We start from the raw sequence: 22033 nt of genomic DNA, 5'->3' as shown, positions 1-22033 counted from the left end.
CGCACCGAAGGGATACCTCGAAATGACTCGTGAACTCACCCACTTCATCGGGGGCAAGCATGTCGCCGGCACTTCCGGCCGCTTCGCCGATGTCTTCGATCCATCCACCGGCGAGGTGCAGGCCAAGGTCCCGCTTGCGAGCCCTGCCGAAATGGCCGCCGCGATCGCCAACGCTGAAGAGGCTCAGATCGCCTGGGGTGCGACCAATCCGCAGAAGCGTGCCCGTGTGCTACTTAAGTTCCTGGACCTCATCGCTAAGGATATGCAGAGTCTCGCCGAGTTGCTTTCGAGCGAGCACGGTAAGACGGTTGATGACGCCAAGGGCGATATCCAGCGCGGAGTCGAGGTCATCGAGTTCGCGGTGGGCGCCCCGCACTTGCTCAAGGGCGAGTACTCGACTGGCGCCGGCACCGGCATCGACGTCTACTCGATGCGCCAGCCGCTCGGAGTCGTCGCCGGCATCACGCCGTTCAACTTCCCCGCAATGATCCCGCTGTGGAAGATGGGTCCCGCGCTCGCTGCGGGCAACTCCTTCATCCTCAAGCCGAGTGAGCGCGATCCCTCCGTCCCGCTGCGCATCGCCGAGCTCTTCCTCGAGGCGGGTCTGCCCGCCGGCGTTCTGAACGTCGTCAACGGCGACAAGGAAGCCGTCGATGCGATCCTGCACGACGACCGTGTGAAGGCTGTCGGTTTCGTCGGCTCGACCCCGATCGCGCAGTACATTTACGAGACCGCGGCGCAGAACGGTAAGCGCGCGCAGTGCTTCGGTGGGGCGAAGAACCACATGATCGTGATGCCCGACGCTGATCTCGACCAGGTTGCGGATGCGCTCATCGGCGCCGGTTACGGCTCTGCGGGGGAGCGGTGCATGGCGATCTCGGTTGCTGTTCCGGTCGGCAAGGCGACGGCGGATGCGCTGTCTGCGAAGCTCACTGAGCGAGTGAAGGCCCTCAAGATTGGTCCGTCGCTCGCAGAGGGCGTGGATTACGGCCCCCTGATCACGGCCGAGGCGCTCACGCGTGTCGAGGGTTACATCCAGACGGGCATCGACGAGGGCGCGACGCTCCTCGCCGATGGTCGCGGGTACACGGTCGAGGGTTTCGAGAACGGTTTCTACCTTGGCCCGACCCTGTTCGACAACGTCACGACCGACATGACCGTGTACAAGGAAGAGGTCTTCGGGCCCGTGCTGTTTATCGCTCGCGCCGATGACTACGAGCAGGCGCTCGCGATGGCGACGGATCATGAGTATGGAATGGTGTGTCGATCTTCACTCGTGATGGTGATGCGGCACGGGACTTTACCGCACGTGTGCAGGTGGGAATGGTCGGAGTCAATGTGCCGATCCCCGTCCCGATCGCCTATCACACGTTCGGCGGGTGGAAGAAGTCCGGCTTCGGTGACCTGAACCAGCACGGTCCTGACGCGTTCCGTTTCTACACGAAGACCAAGACGGTCACGAGCCGCTGGCTGTCACACGATCTGAAGGAAGGCGCGAGCTTCGTCATCCCGACGATGCACTGATCTTCATGTACGCGTCACTTACCCATGATGAGCGCACAGCGCTCGTGGAAGCAGTCCGGGATTTCGCCACAGCCCGCCTCGCCCCCAATTCGGCGAACTGGGATGCAGAGAAGTTCTTCCCCGTTGACACACTGAGAGAAGCCGGCGAGCTTGGCCTCGGTGGTATCTATGTGAGAGACGACATCGGGGGATCGGGACTTTCCCGGCTCGATGCGGTAGCGATCTTCGAGGAGCTCGCCAAGGGCGACACGACGATCGCGGCCTACATCTCGATCCACAATATGGTCGCTTGGATGATCGACGAGTTCGGCAACCAGGCACAGCGCGAACGCTGGCTGCCCGGCCTGGTCACGATGGACGATCTCGGCAGCTACTGCCTCACCGAACCCGGTGCTGGGTCGGATGCCGCGGCTATTGCGACTTCGGCCAAGCGTGACGGCGACGAGTACGTGCTCAATGGCACGAAGCAGTTCATCTCGGGGGCCGGGTCATCTGCCGTCTACCTCGTCATGGCAAGGACGGGCGCTCCCGGTTCGCGCGGTATCAGCGCGATCGTCGTTCCCGCCGATGCGCCGGGGCTGAGCTTTGGACCTAACGAGAAGAAGATGGGCTGGAACGCGCAGCCCACCCGTCAGGTGATCTTCGAAGATGTCCGCGTCCCGGTCGAGAACCTTCTCGGCCAGGAGGGCGACGGATTCGGCATCGCGATGAAGGGCCTCAACGGCGGACGCGTGAACATGGGTGCCTGCTCCCTGGGCGGCGCACAGTGGGCGCTCGACAAGGCGACCGCGTACGTGCAGGAGCGCGAAGCCTTCGGTGCCCCGCTCGCGGCGAACCAATCGATCGTGTTCACTCTCGCCGACATGGAGACGGATCTTCAGGCGGCCCGCGCGCTGTTGCAGCGTGCCGCGGCGAAGATGGACGAGAGCGCCGCCGACGTGGCATCCGCGTGTGCGCTCGCGAAGCGGTTCGCCACGGATGCCGGATTCCGGGTCGCTAACGAAGCCCTCCAGCTGCATGGCGGGTACGGGTATCTGCACGAATACGGCATCGAACGGGTCGTGCGTGATCTGCGCGTGCACCAGATCCTCGAGGGGACAAACGAGATCATGAAGCTCATCGTTGGACGCGAACTTCTCTCGAGCGGCCGATGAACGCCGCTGCGAGATTAGAAGGAACGCAGCCAGATGGCGTGGAACCAGAAGATGAGGTTCTCTTCGAGCAGCGGGGCCGTCTCGGTCTGGTGACGCTCAATCGTCCGCGTGCGATCAACGCGCTGACCCACCGCATGGTGCAGCTGATCCGCCCGGCACTCGCCCGCTGGGCTGCCGATGAGTCGATTGCCACGGTCGCGATCGTCGGCGCTGGCGAGAGGGGACTCTGCGCCGGCGGGGACATCGTTTCGCTGTACAACGATGCCGTCTCCGGAGACGGATCTGCCTCTGCCGAGTTCTGGTTCGACGAGTATCACCTCAACTCCGAGATCGCCCGCTTCCCGAAGCCGATCGTGGCAGTCCAGGACGGGATCGTTCTGGGCGGGGGGATCGGCATCTCCGCGCATGCCTCGCACCGAGTGGTGACCGAGCGGGGGCGTCTGGGCCTGCCAGAGGTCGGTATCGGATTCGTCCCCGACGTCGGCGCGACGTGGCTGCTTTCACGCGCGTCCGGTGAGGTGGGGACGTTCCTCGCACTCACCGCGGCGTCTGTCGGTGCGGCGGACGCGATCGAAGTCGGGCTCAGCGACGTCTACATCCGCTCCGAAAGGATCGCGAACCTCCTGGCGGCACTTGAGGCGACCGACGCCGGTGAGGCAGTCATGCTTCTCTCAGAAGATCCAGGTGCGCCGCCGCTGCATACGACGCGTTCATGGATCGATGAGGCCTTCGCCACACACGACGTCAGCGAGATCATCCGTCGGTTGCGCCTGAGCGGGATCGCAGAAGCGGGTCAGGCGGCGGACGCGATCGTCGCCAAATCGCCGACTGCGTTGGCGGTGACGAGAGAATCGCTACGGCGTGCCGCACAACTGTCCTCGCTGGAGGAAGCTCTCGACCAGGAGTACCGCGTGTCGTTGCGGATGCTCAAGACCCACGATTTCACCGAGGGTGTTCGGGCGCAGGTCATCGACAAGGACCGGAACCCTCGGTGGGAGCCAGCCGGTGATGTCGATGCGGCAGAAATCAAAGCATTCTTCGAACCATCGGATGACCGCGAGCTCGGACTCGCTGCGCTCACACGAACACAAGGAGAGTTGAGAATATGACGAATATTGCATTCCTCGGCCTGGGTCACATGGGAGGCCCCATGGCGGCCAACCTGGTGAAGGCCGGCCACCGAGTCATCGGGTTCGACCCGGTGCCCGCTGCCCTCGAAGCAGCCCGCGTAGCCGGTATTGAGATTTCCTCGGATGCCGTTTCCGCGGTGGCGGATGTCGACATCGTGATCACGATGCTCCCCAGCGGCGCGCATGTGATTGCCGCGTATTCCGGTGCGGCGGGCGCCCCGGGGCTGTTGGCCTCGGCGAGGCCAGGGACGCTGTTCATCGACTCGTCGACGATCGCTGTCGATGAAGCCCGGAAGGCTCATGATCTGGCCCTTGAGGCGGGGCACCGCGCAGCGGACGCTCCGGTGTCGGGCGGCGTGGTCGGTGCCGAGAAAGGCACGCTGGCCTTCATGGTCGGAGCCAGCGACGAAGACTTCCAGACGATTCAGCCGATCCTTGAGGTGATGGGCGGACGCATCGTCCACTGTGGCGGCTCCGGTCTCGGCCAGGCCGCGAAAGTCTGCAACAACATGATCCTCGGGATCACACAGATCGCCGTCGCCGAGGCTTTCGTGCTCGGCGAGCGACTCGGGCTCAGTCATCAGGCACTGTTCGATGTCGCATCGAACGCGTCGGGTCAGTGCTGGGCGCTGACGACGAATTGCCCGGTTCCCGGCCCGGTGGCCACCAGCCCGGCGAACAATGACTACGAGCCAGGATTCGCTGGTGCTCTGATGTCGAAGGATCTCGGTCTCGCGGAGTCGGCGATCGAGCTGACCGGTGTCGATGCGCAGCTCGGGCGCCATGCGCGCGAGATCTACCGTGCCTTCGCCGACGGTGACGGTGCACGTAAGGACTTCTCCGGAATCATCAACACGATCCGTGCACAGAGCGCGGACGCCTGACAGGAGCAACTGTGAGCGACTACGAAACGATCATCACCGAAACCAAAGGCCGCGTCGGCTGGATCACGCTGAACCGTCCCGAAGCGCTCAACGCGTTGAACGCGAAGCTCATCAGCGAGGTCGTCACAGCCGGAAAAGCCTTCGATGACGACCCGGCCATCGGCGCCATCGTGATCACCGGTTCCGCGAAGGCGTTCGCGGCCGGTGCGGACATCAAGGAGATGGCGGATAAGGGATACATCGACATGTATCTCAATGATCCCTTCGCTGGCTGGAACGACTTCGGTCGGCTGCGCACCCCGGTGGTTGCTGCTGTCGCGGGGTTCGCGCTCGGTGGGGGCTGTGAGCTCGCGATGATGGCGGACATCATCCTCGCCGCGGACACCGCGAAGTTCGGGCAACCGGAGATCAACCTCGGTGTCATCCCCGGTATCGGGGGCACCCAGCGGCTGCCTCGTGCGATCGGCAAGTACAAGGCTGCCGAGCTGGTGCTCACCGGACGCATCATGGGCGCGGAGGAAGCCGAGCGGTCAGGACTCGTCTCACGAGTCATCCCTGCCGATGAACTGCTTGACGAAGCAGCGAAAGTCGCGGAGACGATCGCGTCGAAGTCGCTCCCGGTTGTTTATGCGGCCAAGGCGGCGTTGCAGGCCGCGCAGGAGACCACTCTCGCTGAGGGGATGCGATTCGAAAAGCAGGCCTTCGCGGCGACCTTCGCGCTGGACGATCAGACCGAGGGCATGGCCGCCTTCCGCGACAAGCGCGCGCCGGTCTTCAGCCACCGCTGAGAACCTGATGCTGTGCGACCTCGCGGGCGCACAGCATCAGAGCGGGTCAGGTGGCTGTACCGGGTCCGAGAAGTCTCCGGCCTCTTTGCGGAAGCGTGCGAGGATCCGGACGAGATCGATGGTGTCGTCATCAGCAAGACCGACATCGCGGAACACGTCGTTCAGTGCCGCTGTAGCAGACTCGATGACCTTCCGGCCTGTGGGGGTCAGCACGACAAGGGCCGCTCTGCCATCGTCAGGATGCTGCTCTCGCTGCACCAGCTCGTCCTTCACGAGCCGTGTCACCGTGTTCGTCACACTCGTCGGGTGGACCTGCAGGCGGGCGATCGCGCTGGCCATCGGCATCCGGCCCTCGCGAGTAAAGGCGAGCAGCCGCAACATCTCGAACCGTGCGAAAGAAAGCCCGAAAGGCTTCAGCGTCCGCTCCACCCGGGCGAGCATGAGCTGCTGTGTGCGCATCACCGACGTCACTGCCGACATGCCGGCGGCAGCATCCTGCCACCCGTGAACGGTCCACTGACGCTTCGCCTCAGCGATCGGATCGACCGTCAACGGCCTGGGTCGTGTCATGGGGCTCCCGTCCTCCGTCCACGTTATCGGCCCAGACGGTGGACAGCGTAATGGCGCGGCGGGAAGCATGCCGGCAATGACGTTGATGAAAATTCGAGTGCCGAGCCAGATCTACAATTCTTCCATCGTCCCGGCGAAATCTGAGGAGCGGAAGGAAAGCGCCGGAGTGAATCCGGGATATTTGACTGATTCGGGTCGAGACTGGAGTTGAAAGATGGGGTTCAAATCCCTCCATCTCCGCTCTTTTTTCTGGTCAGAACCCGTTTTCCAGGTTCCTCCTACCTTGGAGTGAAGCGTTCAGGCGGCGTAGAGCTCAATGTCCTGAGCTTCTCCGAGGACGTGGGCATACACGCGCAAGACGGTGCGCGGATCGTCTCCCAGCCAGGCCTCACCGTGGTTGATCGGGACACCCTGTCACAGCCAAGTTGACGCGGCGTAGTGGAGCAGAGCGTGGATCGTGAAATCCGGTGACGTCGTCGTCCAGGCCACTGCTCGACGAAAACAGGTCCCGCGCAGTTGCAGTCTGGTCGCGCACGTCGCGAGGTAGTCCGCTGGCCACTTGCCCTCCCCGTCGAGGACCGCCCGATCGACCTCACGGTCTCCGTCTCCGCTCCGGTGACCGTTCCCGGACTCGCCGGTCATCTCGACCGCACGAAGATCGCTGCCGTGGGTCACTCCGCAGGTGGAAACGCCATCGGCCTCGTCTCGGGCATGACCAACATCGACCCGACCGATGCTCCGTGTACGGAGAGATCGAGCCCCGCTTCGCGGCCCGCGTCATCATGGCCGCACCCGGCAAAGGCGAAGATCCCGATGGTCAGGCTGGCGATTTCTACCCCGGCCTCAAAGGGTCGGACTTCCAAGGGATGACCTCCGACGCCTTCATCGTGACCGGAGAGAGGGACGCCCACCCGTTCTTCGCGTCTCGTGCGACCTGGCGCTCCGACGCCTTTACCGAGAGCCCCTGACCCAAGACGAACCTCGTCCTGCACGAGGCCGAACACGTGCTCGGCGGCATCTCCGGCTTCGACGCCGCCGAGACCAGCGCAGGTCGCCACCCGATAAGCAGACCAGCATGTCTCGCGTCGGCCGGCGATCCACGGATCGTCGGCCGGCGCTGACCGCGAGACGATCGTGTCGAACTGCCACAGGTCAGGGGATGCCGGTGCAGCTTCAGTCGGCGTGCGTGATCTCGTACCGACGGTAGGCGTCTTCGAGGGCGGTCGACCGGGTGGTGATCTGATCGATCCACTCTGGATGGGTGATCGCGTAGAAGTCGCCGTTGCGGACCGCACGAGAGACGATGACGCCGACGTCGCGCGGATTCGCGAAACGCCAGTCGTCCGGAACAGTCAGCGCGATGTCGTGGTCTTTCAGGGCCGCACCTTCGACCTGGTCTTCGGGCCGGTTGCGCAGGCTGTTCATGATGTTCGTACGCACGGGGCCAGGGCAGAGCACCGTGACACCGACCGATGCCTCTTCGACATCCAGCTCGCGCTGAAGAACGTCCGAAAGCCCGAGCACCGCCGCCTTGCTGGCGACATAGGGACCGTAGAATTTGGGTGGCAGGAGCGCCGCGACGGAGGCGGTGTTCACGAACCATCCGCCATCCGGATTGGCCTTCAGTAGCGGCAGGAACTCGTGGATGCCGTGGATCACGCCCCAGAGGTTGACGTCGAGGATCCACTTCCAGTCCTTCAAGGAGAGGTCAGCCATCGGCCCGCGGGGTCCGACGCCTGCGTTGTTGCAGACGATGTCGACGCGCCCGAACTCGGCGATGATCCGTCGGGCCAGAGCTCCGACGCTGTCAGGATCGGTCACATCGCACTGCACGCCCAGCGCCCCGATCTCGGCGGCCGTGCTCTCAAGGGTGGTGCGCTCGATGTCGGCGATGATCACTCGACATCCCTGCGCGATGAACTCCTCGGCTATGCCGCGCCCGATGCCTGAGGCTCCACCGGTGACGACGACGACGCGCCCTTCAAGATCATGCAATCCGGCCATCGTGCAAACTCCCTTGTTCGTGATCTCTCATTCTGGTCGCCGGTGCGCTGAGTCTGGGTCTCAATTTGACCATGTCTGAAGGACGCACGGATTCCAGAAGCCCCGACGCAGTACAGTTCGGTCTCTGTTGCACGCTCCCGTACCTCGATAGGCGGGTGTCGTGCATATAATTGCACGATCTCAGGGGTCTTGATCTTCGTCCGATGGCCGCACGGAGTCCTCTTGAGGCGACGGAGGCACAGTGACGTTCCCGCGCGGTAATCTGAACACCTACGCACTCGCACTAGACGAGGAGTCCGTCCTGCGATCGCGCGCGGCGAGGGACGAGTTCTTCAATGATCCGGATGCCTTCGAGCAAGACGGCGCAGAGATTCGCCCCGAGATTCTCCACTCCTGGCGGCGATCGCTCGACAGCGGGGTCGACTTCCGCACGATGGCACTGCCCTCCATCGATGTGGGCGGCCGCGCGGAGCGCCTCCTACGTGCGGCGAGCCCGATCATGCAAAGACTCCACGAACAGCTCGAGGGGTCCGATGCCTGGGCGATGCTGCTGGACCGCGACTGTATCCAGCTCTCCCCTGCCATCGGCGGCGACGGCGTCGTGCCGACCACCCTTGAGCGCGGCAGTCGACCCGGCGCGCTCTTCCGAGAGTCTGTTGTGGGCACCAACGGTGCCGGCACGTGCGTCGAGCGGCTCGAGCCCTTTGCTGTAGTCGGACCAGAGCACTTCCGCGATTCCGAAGTCAATCTCGTCTCGGTCGGAGCCCCGCTTCGCGATGCGCTGAACCGGGTGGTCGGCGTGTTGTCGCTGAATTGCCACATCGACAAGGCCAACCAGCTGCTCATGCCCTTCGCGCGTGACGCGGCGTGGGCGATCCGGGAACGCCTCATCGACGATGCCTACGGGGTGGAGCGAGATCTCTTCGCCCACTTCACCCAGCAGTCTCGCCGTCCGTCGCAGGCGGTGATCGCGGTCGGTGCGAACGTTTTCGTCGCCAACGCCGCCGCCCGTCAGCTGATCATGCATGGATTGAACTCCGACGCTGTCGCAGCGCGTGTACTCGATGAGGTCGCTGGCGGCCAGGAGCGCGAGTTCACCATCGACCTCGAGGACGGACCGATCACAGTTCGGTGTCGGCCCGTTGGCCTGCGTGACGGCAGCATGGCGGCAATGGCTTCACTCTCGCGGTCGGCCACGGTCGGCGATTCGTCCGAAGATGTCACGCACCGTGGGCGAGCCGGATTTCCCACCGACGCCGCCGCGGCGAGCCTGCGTCGGGCGCGGGCGAACGGACTGCCGGCTCTCGTGGTGGGAGAGCGTGGCAGTGGCAAGGCGACGCTAGCGCTTGGCGCCATGCCCGAGGGATGGGTCGCTTTCGATGCACGCAGCGTCGGAACGGACCCTGAACTCTGGATCGACAGTGTCCGGATGGCGTGCGAGAGTGCCCCTGCGGTGTTGTTGCGGCACCTCGACGAATTGCCCTCAGGGCTGCGTACTCGACTGCGCGACTCGATCGACAGCGGGAAGGCGTGGTGTGTCGCGACGGCCGCGTCCGCGGTTCCCCTCGATGCGCCGTCTGCTCTCGATGACCTGTTCCTGGTGATCACGGAGCGCACGGCACTTCGCGAACGCCGGGAGGAGCTGTCCCGGATCGTCGCGCGCGTGCTGGCCGACATTAGTCCCGCGCACAGTCTTCTGCGTTGCTCTGCGGAAGTGCTCGCCGTGCTCTCGCGACACCGGTGGCCCGGCAACATCACCCAGCTGCGGCGTGTGCTCGCGACGTCGGCGATGAGTGCTGTCGGCGGCGAGATCACGATCGACAGCGTTCCTGTGTCGGCGCTCGCCGAGGCGGGGTCCCGAGACCTTACCAAGCTCGAGCGGCTCGAACGGGAATTGGTCCTCACCGGACTGCGAGATGCCTCCTGGAACCGCGAGGAAGCGGCGAAGGCGCTGGGAATCTCCCGCGCGACCATGTACCGCAAGATCAAGCAGTTCGGTATCAGCGTGCCCAGCAGTCGCTCCTGACCGCGCGCGTCGACCTGTCTCAAAGTGAGAGTCGGGACGACCTCGCCTCTGCTTAGTGTTGCGTCTACGTCGAGTTCAGCCCTCGGATGTTCATCCCCAAGGCTGCACGCGACGAAGGATTTTCTACTGCAGAGGAGCGGGAATGTTGCACATTGGCGTGGGATTCGGTTTTGGCAAGGGTGACCCAACGGTCAGCGACCATGAGATCTATCGCAGCGAGACAGAACTCGCGGTGATGAGCGAAGCCTGGGGCTATGACAGCGTCTGGGCCGTTGAGCACCACTTCTCCGACTATTCTTTCTGCCCTGACAACCTCCTGTGGCTGTCGATGGTCGGAGGCCGTACGAAGACGATCAAGCTCGGCACCGGCGCCGTCATCCTCCCGTGGAACGCTCAGCCGATCCGCGTCGCCGAGAAGCTTCTGATGCTCGACAACCTGACCGATGGCCGGGTGCTCTTCGGCATGGGTCGCGGACTCTCGCGCAAGGAGTTCGCTCCATTCGGCGTACCGCTGGAAGAAACGCGCGAACGATTCGACGAGTCCGCGGCAATGATCATCAACGCAATCCAGACCGGCGTCATCGAGGGTGACGGGCCCTTCTACCCGCAGCCGCGCACACCCCTCAAGCCGGGACCATTCGCGTCCTGGGACGATCGCATGTACACGGTCGCCGGCTCGCACGATTCGATGGTCTCGGGGGTGCACAACAAAGCGCGCCTGATGTCGTTCATCCTCAAGCCAGTAGACAAGCTGCTGCCGACATTCCAGGCATACCAGGACTACTACTACGAGACATGGAGCGAGAAGGCTCCACCCGTCTGCCTGAACGTCGCGATGTACTGCCACGAAGACGAGGAGACCGCTGTGGAGCGGCACTACCAGTACGTCGGCAACTTCTACGACGCCAACGTGGTGCACTACGAGATGAACAGCGGGCACTTCGCCACGACGAAGGGCTACGAACGCTACGCCGCCAACGCCGATGCGATCAACGAGAACGGCATCAGTCAATCGGGTCGCAACTACGCAGAAGCGGCCCTCTACGGAACCCCGCAGATGATCCTCGACAAGCTGGCGTGGATCCAGGAGCAGATGGGCGAGTTCGAGCTCATCCTGCAGCCGACGTTCGGAGGGATGTCGCACGAGGTCGGCCGAGCGAGCATGGAGCTCTTCTCGCGGGAGGTACTGCCCAAGGCGAAGCAGCACTACGACGCCGCTCTGTCCGTGGCCTCCTGACCGCGTACGGACCTCTCATGACAACCATCCGCGAAGACGTGGCGATGACGCAGACAGTGCTCGACCGGGGGGTGGCCTCCGTGACGCGTGACGGCGTCACCCTCCGTTCCACGGTGTACCGCACCGACACACCGCGCCCCGTCGTGCTTGTGCGGAACCCGTACGGCGAGCAGATGACGCGCTCGACCCCCGTGGCGCCCTTGACCGAGGCCGGCTTCGCCGTCGTCATTCAGGACTGCCGTGGGACGGGCCAATCGGACGGCGAATTCGTGCCGTTCGAATCAGAGGAGAGTGACACGCTCGACGCGATCGAATGGTGCGCAGAGCAGCCGTGGTCGACTGGTGATGTCGTGATGTACGGTGCGTCGTACTCCGGGATGGTCCAGATGGCGGCGGCATCGCGCGCACCCGAGGCGCTCCGCGCCATCATCCCGATCGTGACACCCGATGACTATCACTCAGGGCTCGCGTATCGCGGGGGAGCCTTCGCTCTCGGGCAGCTGACCGGCTGGTTCACCCTGAAGTCGATGCAGACGCTGCTTCATCGCGCTGCTCGGGGCGAAGACGTCCGCGAAGGGATGCAGAAGCTGGGGCGTCATTCGAAGGACTCTTTCGCGACCATGACGCACCTTCCGCTCTCGGACGCACCCTTCGTGTCGGAAGTACTGCCCTCCTGGCGCCGGTGGCTCATGTCGGGAGTTCGTGATGAGTACTGGGATCGGATGTCGTTCGGTGGCCGCCGTGACCGTATCGCGGTGCCTGGATTGCACGTCGGAGGATGGTTCGACCTCTTCCTCGGTGGAACGCTCGATAACTTCCGCACTCTCCGCTTGGGCGCCGCAACCCCGCGCGCACGCGATGGTCAGCGTCTTGTGGTGGGACCGTGGTCGCACGTCGATCAGACGGGCACGGTCGGAGAGCTGAGCTTCGGTGCGGTGGGGTCTGCGCTCGCGCTCGGCCTGGAGCGGATCGAGACCGACTTCATCGCCGCTGCGATCGACGCCGACGCCGAGATCCCGGGCCCGAGGGTGAACGTCTTCGTGATGGGCTCTGGGCGGTGGCGCTCGGCTGACGAATGGCCCATCCCTGGCACCGACTGGCAGCGCTGGTATCTCGGTGCCGAGGGTACGCTCTGCGAAACACGACCAGTGGACGCCGAGTCATCCACCGACTACCTATTCGACCCGAATGACCCGACACCCACAGTGGGTGGTCAGACGCTCATGACCGGCGGACGCGACGGCGGTGTCGAATGGGCCCCGGGTCCACGTGACCAGCGCGTGCTGGATGACCGGGCGGACATCGTTCGGTTCACCAGCGCCCCGCTCCGAAGCGACCTCGAGGTGGTGGGCCCGATCACTGCGACGCTGCACGTCAGCACGGATGCGACGGATGCCGACGTCGTCGTACGGCTGATCGACGTGTGGCCGGACGGGCGTGCGATGAGTATCGTGTCGGGCGTGCTCCGCCTCAGCCGCCGCGAGGGACCGGAGGCGGCCGCTCGCGCGGTCGAGCCCGGTGTCGCGCACCGGATCGAGATCGACATGTGGGCCACCGGCCAATTGTTCCGGGCCGGACACTCCGTGCGCGTCGATGTCGCCAGCTCAAGTTTCCCCGAGTTCGACCGGAACGGAGGGATCGGCCCGCACACCGCGGATGCCACCACTCTGACGTCGGCGACCCAACGCATCCACCACGATGCCGGGCGCCCGTCCTTCATCACATTGCCGGTCCTGCCGACGGACTGAAACCCCGGCAGTACTACACCTTCCGCATGTCACCCGGCATCGGACACACTGCGCCACATCACACACGCACTAAGAAGGGCACTTCAATGAGGAAGTTCAAGACAGGGATGGCCGCGCTGGCGACCATCGGGGCACTGGCCCTCTCGGGCTGCGCCGGCACGTCAGCCACTCCGGCTGATCCGGATGCTCCCGCCGGCGAGCTCGCCGCGGCGCCAGGATTCGACCCAGCCACCAAGACGATCACAGTCGGGTCACTCGTGCCTGTGTCAGGTATCTGGGCGGGCGCCGTCACCAACATCCAGGGCATGCAGGCGTACTTCGATCAGGCGACCGCCACCGGGGGCCCTCTCGACGGCTACACCGTCGAGATCGACAACCAGGACTCGAAGTACGACCCGGCGACGGCCATCCCGCTCTTCAACGGGATGAAAGACAACGTTTCGATGTTCAGCATGATTCTCGGGGCCCCGATCATCGACGCGCTTCTGCCGACAATGAAAGAGGACAATCTCATCGGTGTGCCTGCGGGTATCGTCCCCAGCTTTCTGACGGATGAGAACATCGTCCCCACATTCCCGCTGTTGAACACCTATCACGCGGCCGCGGTCGACTATGCGGCCAACGACCTGGGCTTCGCAGATGCAAAATACTGTTCCCTTGTGGTTGAGGACGTCTTCGGCGATGCCATGCAGGACGCATACGATTTCGCGGTCGACGACCTCGCGGTCGAGACCGGAGAGGAGTTGCGCTTCGCCTCCGGCACTGAAGACTTCACCGCGCAGGTATCGGCGCTCAAGAATGACGGATGCGAGGTCGTGCTCATCGGCGGCGTCGGGATGATTGTTCAGCAGTTCGCGATCAAGGCCGTGCAGCTCGACTACAACCCGCAGATCATCACGAGCAACACGGCCTACAACGTCACGATGGCCACGGGACCCGGCGCGGACTGGATCGCCGAGCACGTGGTGTTCGCCGTGACCGGAACAGGCTGGGACGGTACTGAGGCGCCGGGCCAGCAGGAGATGGTGTCTGCGCTGGACGGGCTGGGCGTGGACATCGTCCCTACCGCAAACGCGTACCAGACCGGCTGGGTCAACGCTGCTTTGACCACGCTGATTCTTGAGAAAGCCATCGAGAAGGGGGACATGAGTCGCGCAAGCCTCCAGGAGATCGCGCTGACCGAGCTCGGAGAGGTCGATGATGACATGGGCATGTCCGGCGGCCCGTTCGATTACGGAACCAGCGCGGCTGACCGCACGCCACCGAACCTGATGTCGTTCTTCACCGTCGACGCCAGCGTGCCTACCGGTCTCTCGCTGCAGAAGTACAACTTCGAATCCAGCGTGGTGAAGGATTACGTGGAGTCACTCAAGTAGTAGTCCGAGGTGCGGGCGAGGCATGACCCCGCCCGCACCTTCACGTTCTCTCGAATCGCAAGGAAGTGTTCAGATGACTGCCCATGTGCATGCTGATGCGCAAACCGCCATCAGACCCCCCGACGTCCTTCTCGAGCTGGAAGACGTCAGCGTCACCTACGGCGGAAGCGTCCGTGCTCTGGAGGGACTTTCGCTCACCGTTCGTACGGGCGAGGTTGTCGCTCTGCTCGGCGTGAATGGCGCGGGCAAGACAACAGCGCTTCGCGCGATCATGGGGCTGCTTCCATACAATGGCGGCGGTAGAGAAGCGGGAACCATCCGCTTCTCCGGGCAGAATGTCAACGGGCTCGAGCGACGCGACGGGTTCGCCGTGGAATCTCCATGGTGATGGAAGGTCGCCGCGTCTTCGGTGACCTGTCGATCGAGGAGAATCTGCGGGCAGCGTCGTACACGCGCAATCGATCGGAGTACAGCGAACAGCGCGAGCGCATCTTCTCGCTTTTCCCGATCCTTGGTGAACGCCGCCGCCAGCTCGCCGGGCTGCTGTCCGGCGGAGAGCAGCAGATGCTCGCGATCGGCCGCGCGCTGATGCAGCAGCCGCGTCTGCTGCTCCTCGATGAGCCGTCCCTGGGGCTGGCGCCGCTCATCGTCGATCAGATCAAGCAGATCATCCTCGAAATCAACCGGCTGGGTACCAGCATCCTGCTCATCGAACAGAACGCAGCCATGGGCCTGTCCGCGTCGGACTACGCCTACGTTCTTGAGGGCAAGAAAGTGGCCCGTGAGGGCGCGGGCAAGACGCTCCTGGCCGACAAGGGGATTCGCGACTTGTATCTGGGCATTAGTGATGAAGGCCGAAGGTCTTACCGCCGCGCGAAGCTCGTCGATGCAGAAGGAGTCCGATCGTGACCGACCACCCCGTTGTCGATAAGCCCGTCGTCACCGATCGCATTCTGAGTGCGCGAGACATCACGGTTCGCTTCGGCGGGGTCACAGCCGTGAACAATGTCAGCTTCGATGTCGTGCCGGGCGAGTTCTTCGCGATCATCGGCCCCAACGGTGCCGGCAAGACCACCCTGTTGAATGCACTGTCGGGGCTGGTGAAATCGAGCGGCGAGATATCGTTGCTCGGCGAGCCGATCTCCGGCGTCCGGTCCGACATCATCTCGCGCCGCGGACTCGGGCGCACATTCCAGAATCTTGGGCTCTTCTCGACCATGACGGTGCTTGAGAACGTGCTCGTCGGTTCGCAGGATCGCCTGCGGGCGGGCATGCCATCGTCATTGCTGTGGTGGGGCAAAGCACGTCGCGAAGAGGTGGCGGTGCGCACGCACGCGTACGAGATTCTCGATCTGGTGGGCCTCGCCGACATCGCCCACGAGCAGGTGTCGAACCTTCCCTACGGCACGCGCAAGCGCGTCGAGCTTGCCAAGGCCGCAGCGGGCAGCCCCAAGGTGCTCCTCCTCGACGAACCGGTCGCCGGTATGAACCGTGAGGAGACTCAAGAACTCGTGCATCACGTCTTCGACCTCAAGGACCAGCTCGATCTGACTCTGGTCATGATCGAGCACGACGTGCACCTGATCATGGATGTCGCGGACCGGGTGCTCGCGCTCGATTTCGGACAGGCGATCGGCCTGGGGACACCGGCTGACATCCAGACTAATCCTCGCGTCGTCGAGGCATATCTCGGGGTCGACTCCGAGACCACCATCAACACCGAATCCATGGCTGTTCCCTCCGTGGTCCGCCCTCAAGGAAGCAAGCGATGACCACCTTCATCCAGCTCACCGCCTCAGGGCTCGCCCTCGGCAGCCTGTACGCGCTCGTGTCGATCAGCTTCGTCGTGCTCGTCAAGGCGACCGGTCACTTCAACCTGCTACCCGGCACGTTCATCGCTCTCGGCGCCTACCTCGTTTATCAGTTCAGTGCCGTCTGGAACATTCCTTTCTTCGCCGCAATCGCGCTGTCGATCATCGCGATCACCGTTATCGGCATCCTCATCCAGCGTTTCACCTTCGATCCCATCGATCGCCGCGCGGCGCAGTCCACAGCGGGGCTGGCGGTGCTGCTCGTGACGATCGGACTGCTGAGCATCAGTCAGGCGATCGTGATCACCGTGTGGGGCGCGGACACGCTCAACATCGGAGATCCGTGGGGGCTCGACACGATCCGCGTCGCGGGCGTCGCACTCACCCAGCGAGATATCTGGATCATCATTCTGAGCGCCTGCATCCTGGTGGTGTTCTGGTGGGTCATGCAGCACACACGCGTCGGTGTCGCCATGCGCGCTCTCGCCACCGACATGGAGGCAGCTCTGGTGCAGGGGATCAATCCTCGACGCGTCGCCCCGGTCGCGTGGCTGATGAGCGCGGCGGCGGCCGTGGTGGCGGGTACGATGATGGCTACCGAGGCCGGCGGGGGCCTTCGTCCCACGCTCGATCTTGTGGCGTTCACCGCTTTGCCCGCACTGATTATCGGCGGCATCCGCTCTCTGCCGGGATGTGTGATCGGTGGGATCATCCTCGGGCTCGTGCAGATCTATGCGGTGGGCTACGCGCCGCCCTCATGGGGCGAAGGGTTCGCTGCAACACTTCCCTGGTTCATCCTCATCATCATCCTCATGGTGCGACCCGGTGGTCTGGTGTCGTCGCGTGACTTCAGGAGGGCATGACATGTCGACAACGATAGAACGGCACGTTGGCGCGGCCGGGCCCGATCGCGAACGGCGAATCCGTGCGGAGAGCAGAATCTTCCGCAGCCCCTGGACGCGCTATGGCGCGATCCTGTTGGTGGTTCTCGTCGTCGTCTTCCCGTTGAGTGTGGGCGACCCCTTCCTCATCTCGCTGGGCACGACCATCGGCATCTTCTCCGTCGGCGCGATCGGTCTCAACGTCATCAACGGCTACGCGGGACAGATCTCCATGGCACAGCCGCTGTTTCTCGCCGTCGGCGCCTTCACGGCTGTCGGCATCGGGGCGCAGCTGAATCTGCCGCTGCCGGTATGGCTGATCGCCTCGGCCGTTACCGGTGGTGTCGCGGGGCTGGTCGTCGCCCCCTTCGCTCTCCGGCTGAAGGGCGTCTATCAGATCGTCCTCGGGCTGGGGCTGATCTACATCGGATACTTCGTCTTCGTGAACTGGCGAAGCCTCACCGGTGGGAATGTCGGAATCAGCGCGCCGGTGAACATGACCATCGGCCCGCTGGACTTCGGCAAGCTGCAGATAGGGAACCTGCTGTACACCTACCAGCAGGGGCTCTTCATCATCGTCTGGCTCGTGGTGGCAGTGTGCATGTTCCTCGTGCACAACCTGGTGCGCTCCTCCGTCGGTCGTTCGATTATCGCCATACGTGACTCCGAGCTGGCCGCTCGGGTCGTAGGTGTTAACACGAACCGTCGTCTGATTGGCGGCTACATTCTCTCGAGCGCCCTGGGAGGTTTGGCCGGCGCCCTCTACATCGCTCAGTTGCGATATGCGAGCATCGAGCAGTTCGGTCTCGAGATGGCGTTGCAGTTCATCATCATCGTCACCGTCGGTGGCCTGGCGAGCGCCTGGGGGCCGGTGATCGGCAGTGCGGTGATCTGCGCGATCCCGTTGCTGGCCGGGAAGTACGCGAACCTGATGCCGTTCATCAAGCCCGACAGCGCAGCCCCTGACGGCGAGTGGGGAATTCCAGCCGGCCAGTTCTCGGTCGTGGTGTACGGCGTTCTGCTGATCCTCATTCTCCTGTTCGAGCCGAAGGGTCTCAGCGACCTGCTCTCTCGTGGCGGCCGCGCCGTCTGGCGCCTTGTCAGCCGTAGCCGTCGGAACACCGCCGTCGAGAAGAACACTGCCGTGGAGGACACCACTGTGGAGGAGAGCACCGCCGATGAGAAGAAGGCTGAATAATGGCTGCCAGCATCACCGTCATCAACCCGGCTGACCTCTCGGTCGTCGGTACTGCGCCGGACGGAGGAGCAGCGGACGTGGACTCCGCCGTCCGAGCTGCCCGGCTCGCTTTCGATGAGGGGCCGTGGCCGCGCATGAGCGGTGCTGAGCGCGCCGACTGGATGGAGCGTCTGGCGGATGAACTCGAGCGACGAGGCAGTGAATTCGCGGCTCTCGTGACCGACGAGATCGGTCAGCCGGTGGGGCTGTCGAGCGTGATGAACGGTATCGTGCCCGGGAGTCACCTTCGCTACTACGCAGATCAGGCGAGGCAGTGGCAGCAGGAAGAGCTCCGGCCGAATGTGACCTTCCCAGGCGAGTCGTTGATCCGTCGTGAGCCGATCGGTGTCGCCGGGCTGATCACTCCCTGGAACTATCCGCTGTCTCTGCTGACCTCCAAGCTCGCTCCGGCTCTCGCAGTCGGGTGCACGGTCGTCGCCAAGCCTGCGGCGGAAACGCCGCTCGATGCGCTGCTTCTTGCCGAGGCCGTGACGGCGATCGGGTTCCCGAGCGGGGTCATCAACGTCGTGACCGGGGGACGCGAGACCGGAGCCGTGCTCGTCAGCCATCCCGGAATCGACAAGATCGCCTTCACCGGCTCGACTGCCGCAGGGCAAGAGATCGCCGCGCAGTGCGGCAGAAGACTGATCCCGGTCACCCTGGAGCTCGGCGGCAAGTCCGCCGCCGTCGTTCTCGATGACGCGGACCTCGAACAGACGCTGGACGCGCTGCGCGGCGGATCGTTCATGAACAGCGGTCAGACGTGCTTCCTGCTCTCCCGGGTCATCGTGCCTGAGCGGCGCGCGGCCGAGTTCACCGAGGGCCTAGTCGAGGTCGCGCGGGGACTCACCCTCGGCGACCCGAAGGATCCCTCCACCGATCAAGGTCCCCTCGTTTCGGAGCGTATCCGTACGCGGGTGCGAACGATGGTAGATGAGGCCCGCGCGAGCGGTGCGCGCGTGCTGGTGGGTGGGGCGGATGCTGCGCATCTGCCCGGCTTCTACTACGAACCCACGGTCGTCACCGACGTCCAGCCCCAGAGCGCGCTCGCTCGGGAGGAGATCTTCGGCCCTGTCGTCACGGTCTTCACCGCGGCGTCCGATGACGAAGCGGTGCGCCTCGCGAACGACTCGCGCTACGGACTCGGTGGAGCCGTCTTCAGCTCTGACCGCGACCGTGCTGTGCGGACGGCGCGGCGGGTGCAGTCGGGAACGCTAGGGGTCAATGGCTACAACCCCGACCTCGCGGCGCCTTTCGGCGGGTACAAGGACTCAGGGCTCGGGCGCGAGAACGGTCCGGAGGCCATGCAGAATTATGTCACCATCAAGGCGATCTACACATGACGAGCAAAGGAGTCTCGCGCGTGCGAGCAGCAGTGATCAACGCCATCGGTTCCGCCTTCGAGATCGAGGAGGTTGAGATCGCTGAGCCGCAGGGCAGTGAGGTGCTCGTCGACGTCCGAGCGGTCGGGCTCTGCCACTCCGACCTGCATTTCGCGCAGGCCGATGTCGGTATGCCGCTCCCCCTCGTGCTCGGGCATGAGGTCGCCGGTGTCGTGGTGGCAGTCGGCGAGGACGTGACAGGGCTGGTACCCGGCGACCACGTCGTGGGGTCGCTCATCCAGTCCTGCGGGACCTGCCCGAGATGCACGGCGGGCGCTCCTTTCCAGTGTCTCAATCCGTTCGCAACGCTGCGCGGACCGGACGAGCCTTCTCGACTCACTCGTGATGGGCAACCCGTCTTCGGAGCCTTCGGGCTCGGGGGATTCGCGGAGCGCGCCCTCGTCCATGAGAACCAGCTCGCCAAGGTCGACACTGCAGTGCCCTTCGCCGAGGCGTCGATCCTCGGGTGCGGGGTGCTCACCGGAGTCGGCGCGGTACTCAATGGCGCTGGGGTGAAGGAGGGGGACACAGTGGCGGTCATCGGGCTCGGCGGAGTCGGGCTCAATGTGCTCTCGGGTGCTCGGCTGGCCGGGGCGTCCCGGATAATCGGCGTCGACGTGAACGACGAGAAGCTGGCGCTCGCGGCATCCTTCGGCGCGACGGATACCGTCAACGGCGCCGACAGCGATGCCGTCGCGGCTGTGCTCGAGCTCACCGGAGGCGTCGATCATGCGTTCGAGGTCATCGGCATGAAGCAGACGTCCGAGCAGGCGATCGCCATGCTCGGCGTCGGGGGTACGGCTCATCTGATCGGAATCCACAAGCCTGATCGACCCATCGAGATCGATGTAAACACGCTGCTTGCTCCGCAGCGAGGAATTCGCGGCGTCTATATGGGATCCTCCGACCTGCACCGCGACGTACCGCGCTACGCGAAGCTGTTCCTTGACGGCGAACTGAATCTCAGCGATCTCATCTCGCGCGAGATCAACATCGATCAGATCAACGACGCCTACGAGGAGCTCAAGAATGGTGCGATCGCCCGGAGCGTGATCACCTCGTTCTGAGCGTGATCACCTCGTTCGGAGCGTGGATCTCACTGAGCAGGACGCACGCAGATCAGACGGCTCCGCCATTGGCGGCGATCATCGCCTTCGCGCCGATCTTGATGAGCTCGGTCTGGCTACGGATCGCCAGCTTCGCAGCCTCGACGTCACGGTTCGCCACGGCCGCGGTGATGCTCTGCAGACGATTGTCTTCGAGGCGCACGCTCCAGTCCTCGGCGTCGAATGTCTCGCGCCAGATGGTCGAGACATTCATGCGGCGATACGAGTCGCTCAGCTGTGCTGAACCTGCGAGGTCCACCAGCTGGGCGTGGTATTCGAGGTTCTGGTCGAGAAATCGGTCGAGATCCTCCTGCGCAAGCTCTGTCGTAGCGTCGACCTCCTCGCCGAGCGCCTGCAGCGCGGCGAACTGCTCATCTGACATTGATGCGAGGTACGTCTCGACGACCCCTGTCTCGATCGCCGCACGCCCGTCGTATATGTCGTCGACCGCGTCGGCGGTGAGAGGGGTCGGGGTGAAGTCCCCGGCATCCGTTCTTCCGACCAACGACTCTGAAGACAGCGTGATCAGCGCATTGTGGACGAGCTCCGGCTCGAGTCGTAGCTCGTCGGCGATCGTCGTCACGTCGAGCGCCGCGCCGAGGGGAGTTCGACGACGCAGCACCCAGTCCCGCGTGCCGGCATAGGCGGACTTCTCGCGCGCGCGTTCCAGCCGACCGAACTTGCCGCGATAGTAGGCAAGAGGTTCGCCGTCCCGTGCATCGGCGGCCAACACCCGGCCGATGAAGATCGTGTGCGTTCCGCCTGTCGCTGTCTCTTCTACGCGGCACTCGATCGTGGCTAGGGCGCCATCGATGAGCGGGATGCCCCGCGACGAGATGGTGTGCGGCACCGCCGCGAACTTGTCGTCGGATTTGCGACCGAAGTGGCTCGCAAGGTGATCCTGTTCGGCGGCGAGGATGTTGATGCCGTAGTGGCCCGCGCTCACGACCGCATCGTGGCTCGAGCTGGTGCGGTTGAGGCACACGAGCATCATCGGCGGGTCCATGGAAAGCGATGACACGGCGGATGCCGTCGTGCCGAAGAGTTTGCCGTCGACGAGTGTCGTGATCACGGTGACACCGCTGGCGAAGTGGCCGACGACATTGCGGAACTGCGCATCATCAACGTCGCTGAGTGCATCTACGGATGGTGTGGACGTCTTCGTCATGGTGTCG

General features: G+C 64.1%; 18 protein-coding genes and 2 pseudogenes. 16 read left to right on the top strand and 4 right to left on the bottom strand.

Translation table 11 applies throughout. The features are described from left to right. Positions 1 to 22: 22 nt before the first annotated feature. From DC31_RS11025 to DC31_RS11005, 5 genes and pseudogenes are all read left to right on the top strand, one after another. Positions 23 to 1524: pseudogene (locus tag DC31_RS11025) on the top strand (CoA-acylating methylmalonate-semialdehyde dehydrogenase). A 5-nt stretch (positions 1525 to 1529) separates the two neighbouring features. After that, entirely contained in the window at positions 1530 to 2678 is a 1149-nt protein-coding gene (locus tag DC31_RS11020) for an acyl-CoA dehydrogenase family protein (protein WP_036280034.1), read from the top strand. A gap of 38 nt (positions 2679 to 2716) precedes the next feature. Beyond that, positions 2717 to 3787 carry an enoyl-CoA hydratase/isomerase family protein gene (locus tag DC31_RS11015; protein ID WP_036280338.1) on the top strand — a complete coding sequence of 357 codons (1071 nt, stop codon included), beginning with the start codon at positions 2717 to 2719 and terminating at the stop codon, positions 3785 to 3787. Continuing rightward, positions 3784 to 4692 carry a 3-hydroxyisobutyrate dehydrogenase gene (gene mmsB / locus DC31_RS11010; RefSeq protein WP_036280031.1) on the top strand — a complete coding sequence of 303 codons (909 nt, stop codon included), beginning with the start codon at positions 3784 to 3786 and terminating at the stop codon, positions 4690 to 4692. Before DC31_RS11015 ends, mmsB begins: the two co-directional genes overlap by 4 nt. 11 nt (positions 4693 to 4703) lie before the next feature. Continuing rightward, positions 4704 to 5480, top strand: a complete 777-nt coding sequence (locus DC31_RS11005) for an enoyl-CoA hydratase (RefSeq protein ID WP_036280028.1) — start codon at positions 4704 to 4706, stop codon at positions 5478 to 5480. A gap of 36 nt (positions 5481 to 5516) precedes the next feature. Here DC31_RS11005 and DC31_RS11000 read toward each other — a convergent pair whose 3' ends face one another. Further along, positions 5517 to 6050, bottom strand: a complete 534-nt coding sequence (locus DC31_RS11000; RefSeq protein ID WP_036280026.1) for a MarR family winged helix-turn-helix transcriptional regulator — start codon at positions 6048 to 6050, stop codon at positions 5517 to 5519. 414 nt (positions 6051 to 6464) lie between these two features. Further along, positions 6465 to 6725, bottom strand: a complete 261-nt coding sequence (locus DC31_RS17045; protein ID WP_051606791.1) for a hypothetical protein — start codon at positions 6723 to 6725, stop codon at positions 6465 to 6467. Positions 6726 to 6790: 65 nt separating this feature from the next. Here DC31_RS17045 and DC31_RS17040 point away from each other — a divergent pair, with 65 nt between their 5' ends. Beyond that, entirely contained in the window at positions 6791 to 7018 is a 228-nt protein-coding gene (locus DC31_RS17040) for a hypothetical protein (protein WP_051606789.1), read from the top strand. A gap of 205 nt (positions 7019 to 7223) precedes the next feature. Here the strand turns inward: DC31_RS17040 and DC31_RS10990 are convergent, their stop codons facing one another. Next, positions 7224 to 8054 carry an SDR family NAD(P)-dependent oxidoreductase gene (locus DC31_RS10990; protein ID WP_036280024.1) on the bottom strand — a complete coding sequence of 277 codons (831 nt, stop codon included), beginning with the start codon at positions 8052 to 8054 and terminating at the stop codon, positions 7224 to 7226. Positions 8055 to 8295: 241 nt separating this feature from the next. Between DC31_RS10990 and DC31_RS10985 the strand changes: the two genes are divergently transcribed. The 10 genes and pseudogenes from DC31_RS10985 to DC31_RS10940 all read left to right on the top strand — a co-directional run bounded on the left by DC31_RS10985 (position 8296) and on the right by DC31_RS10940 (position 20819). Further along, a complete protein-coding gene (locus tag DC31_RS10985; RefSeq protein ID WP_036280021.1) occupies positions 8296 to 10080 on the top strand; it encodes a sigma-54-dependent Fis family transcriptional regulator in 1785 nt (594 codons plus the stop codon). Positions 10081 to 10222: 142 nt separating this feature from the next. Further along, positions 10223 to 11317 carry an LLM class flavin-dependent oxidoreductase gene (locus DC31_RS10980; RefSeq protein WP_051606786.1) on the top strand — a complete coding sequence of 365 codons (1095 nt, stop codon included), beginning with the start codon at positions 10223 to 10225 and terminating at the stop codon, positions 11315 to 11317. Between the two features lie 17 nt (positions 11318 to 11334). Further along, on the top strand, positions 11335 to 13065 hold the full coding sequence (locus tag DC31_RS10975) for a CocE/NonD family hydrolase (protein WP_036280018.1): 1731 nt from the start codon (positions 11335 to 11337) through the stop codon (positions 13063 to 13065). Between the two features lie 86 nt (positions 13066 to 13151). Beyond that, positions 13152 to 14441, top strand: coding sequence for an ABC transporter substrate-binding protein (locus DC31_RS10970; RefSeq protein WP_160173226.1), 1290 nt, complete (start codon positions 13152 to 13154; stop codon positions 14439 to 14441). Between the two features lie 22 nt (positions 14442 to 14463). After that, a pseudogene (locus DC31_RS20550) lies at positions 14464 to 15350 on the top strand (ABC transporter ATP-binding protein). Then, entirely contained in the window at positions 15347 to 16213 is an 867-nt protein-coding gene (locus DC31_RS10960; protein ID WP_200872910.1) for an ABC transporter ATP-binding protein, read from the top strand. The pseudogene DC31_RS20550 and the gene DC31_RS10960 overlap by 4 nt, the downstream one beginning before the upstream one ends. Beyond that, a complete protein-coding gene (locus DC31_RS10955; protein WP_036280013.1) occupies positions 16210 to 17115 on the top strand; it encodes a branched-chain amino acid ABC transporter permease in 906 nt (301 codons plus the stop codon). Before DC31_RS10960 ends, DC31_RS10955 begins: the two co-directional genes overlap by 4 nt. A 1-nt stretch (position 17116) precedes the next feature. Further along, positions 17117 to 18331 (top strand): branched-chain amino acid ABC transporter permease, encoded by a 1215-nt coding sequence (locus DC31_RS10950; protein ID WP_036280010.1) that lies wholly within the window; start codon positions 17117 to 17119, stop codon positions 18329 to 18331. Then, positions 18331 to 19713: an aldehyde dehydrogenase gene (locus DC31_RS10945; protein ID WP_051606784.1), complete on the top strand. Its 1383-nt coding sequence runs from the start codon at positions 18331 to 18333 to the stop codon at positions 19711 to 19713. The genes DC31_RS10950 and DC31_RS10945 overlap by 1 nt, the downstream gene beginning before the upstream one ends. After that, positions 19710 to 20819, top strand: a complete 1110-nt coding sequence (locus DC31_RS10940; protein ID WP_235201444.1) for a zinc-binding dehydrogenase — start codon at positions 19710 to 19712, stop codon at positions 20817 to 20819. Before DC31_RS10945 ends, DC31_RS10940 begins: the two co-directional genes overlap by 4 nt. Before the next feature lie 52 nt (positions 20820 to 20871). On the opposite strand, the gene DC31_RS18460 is transcribed toward DC31_RS10940, so the two are convergent. Beyond that, positions 20872 to 22026 (bottom strand): flavin reductase, encoded by a 1155-nt coding sequence (locus DC31_RS18460; protein WP_160173225.1) that lies wholly within the window; start codon positions 22024 to 22026, stop codon positions 20872 to 20874. Between the last annotated feature and the right edge of the window lie 7 nt (positions 22027 to 22033).

Origin of the sequence: Microbacterium sp. CH12i (assembly GCF_000685355.1) — a bacterium.
In the GTDB taxonomy this organism is placed as follows: domain Bacteria; phylum Actinomycetota; class Actinomycetes; order Actinomycetales; family Microbacteriaceae; genus Microbacterium.
This window is presented reverse-complemented; position numbering and strand designations above follow the sequence as displayed.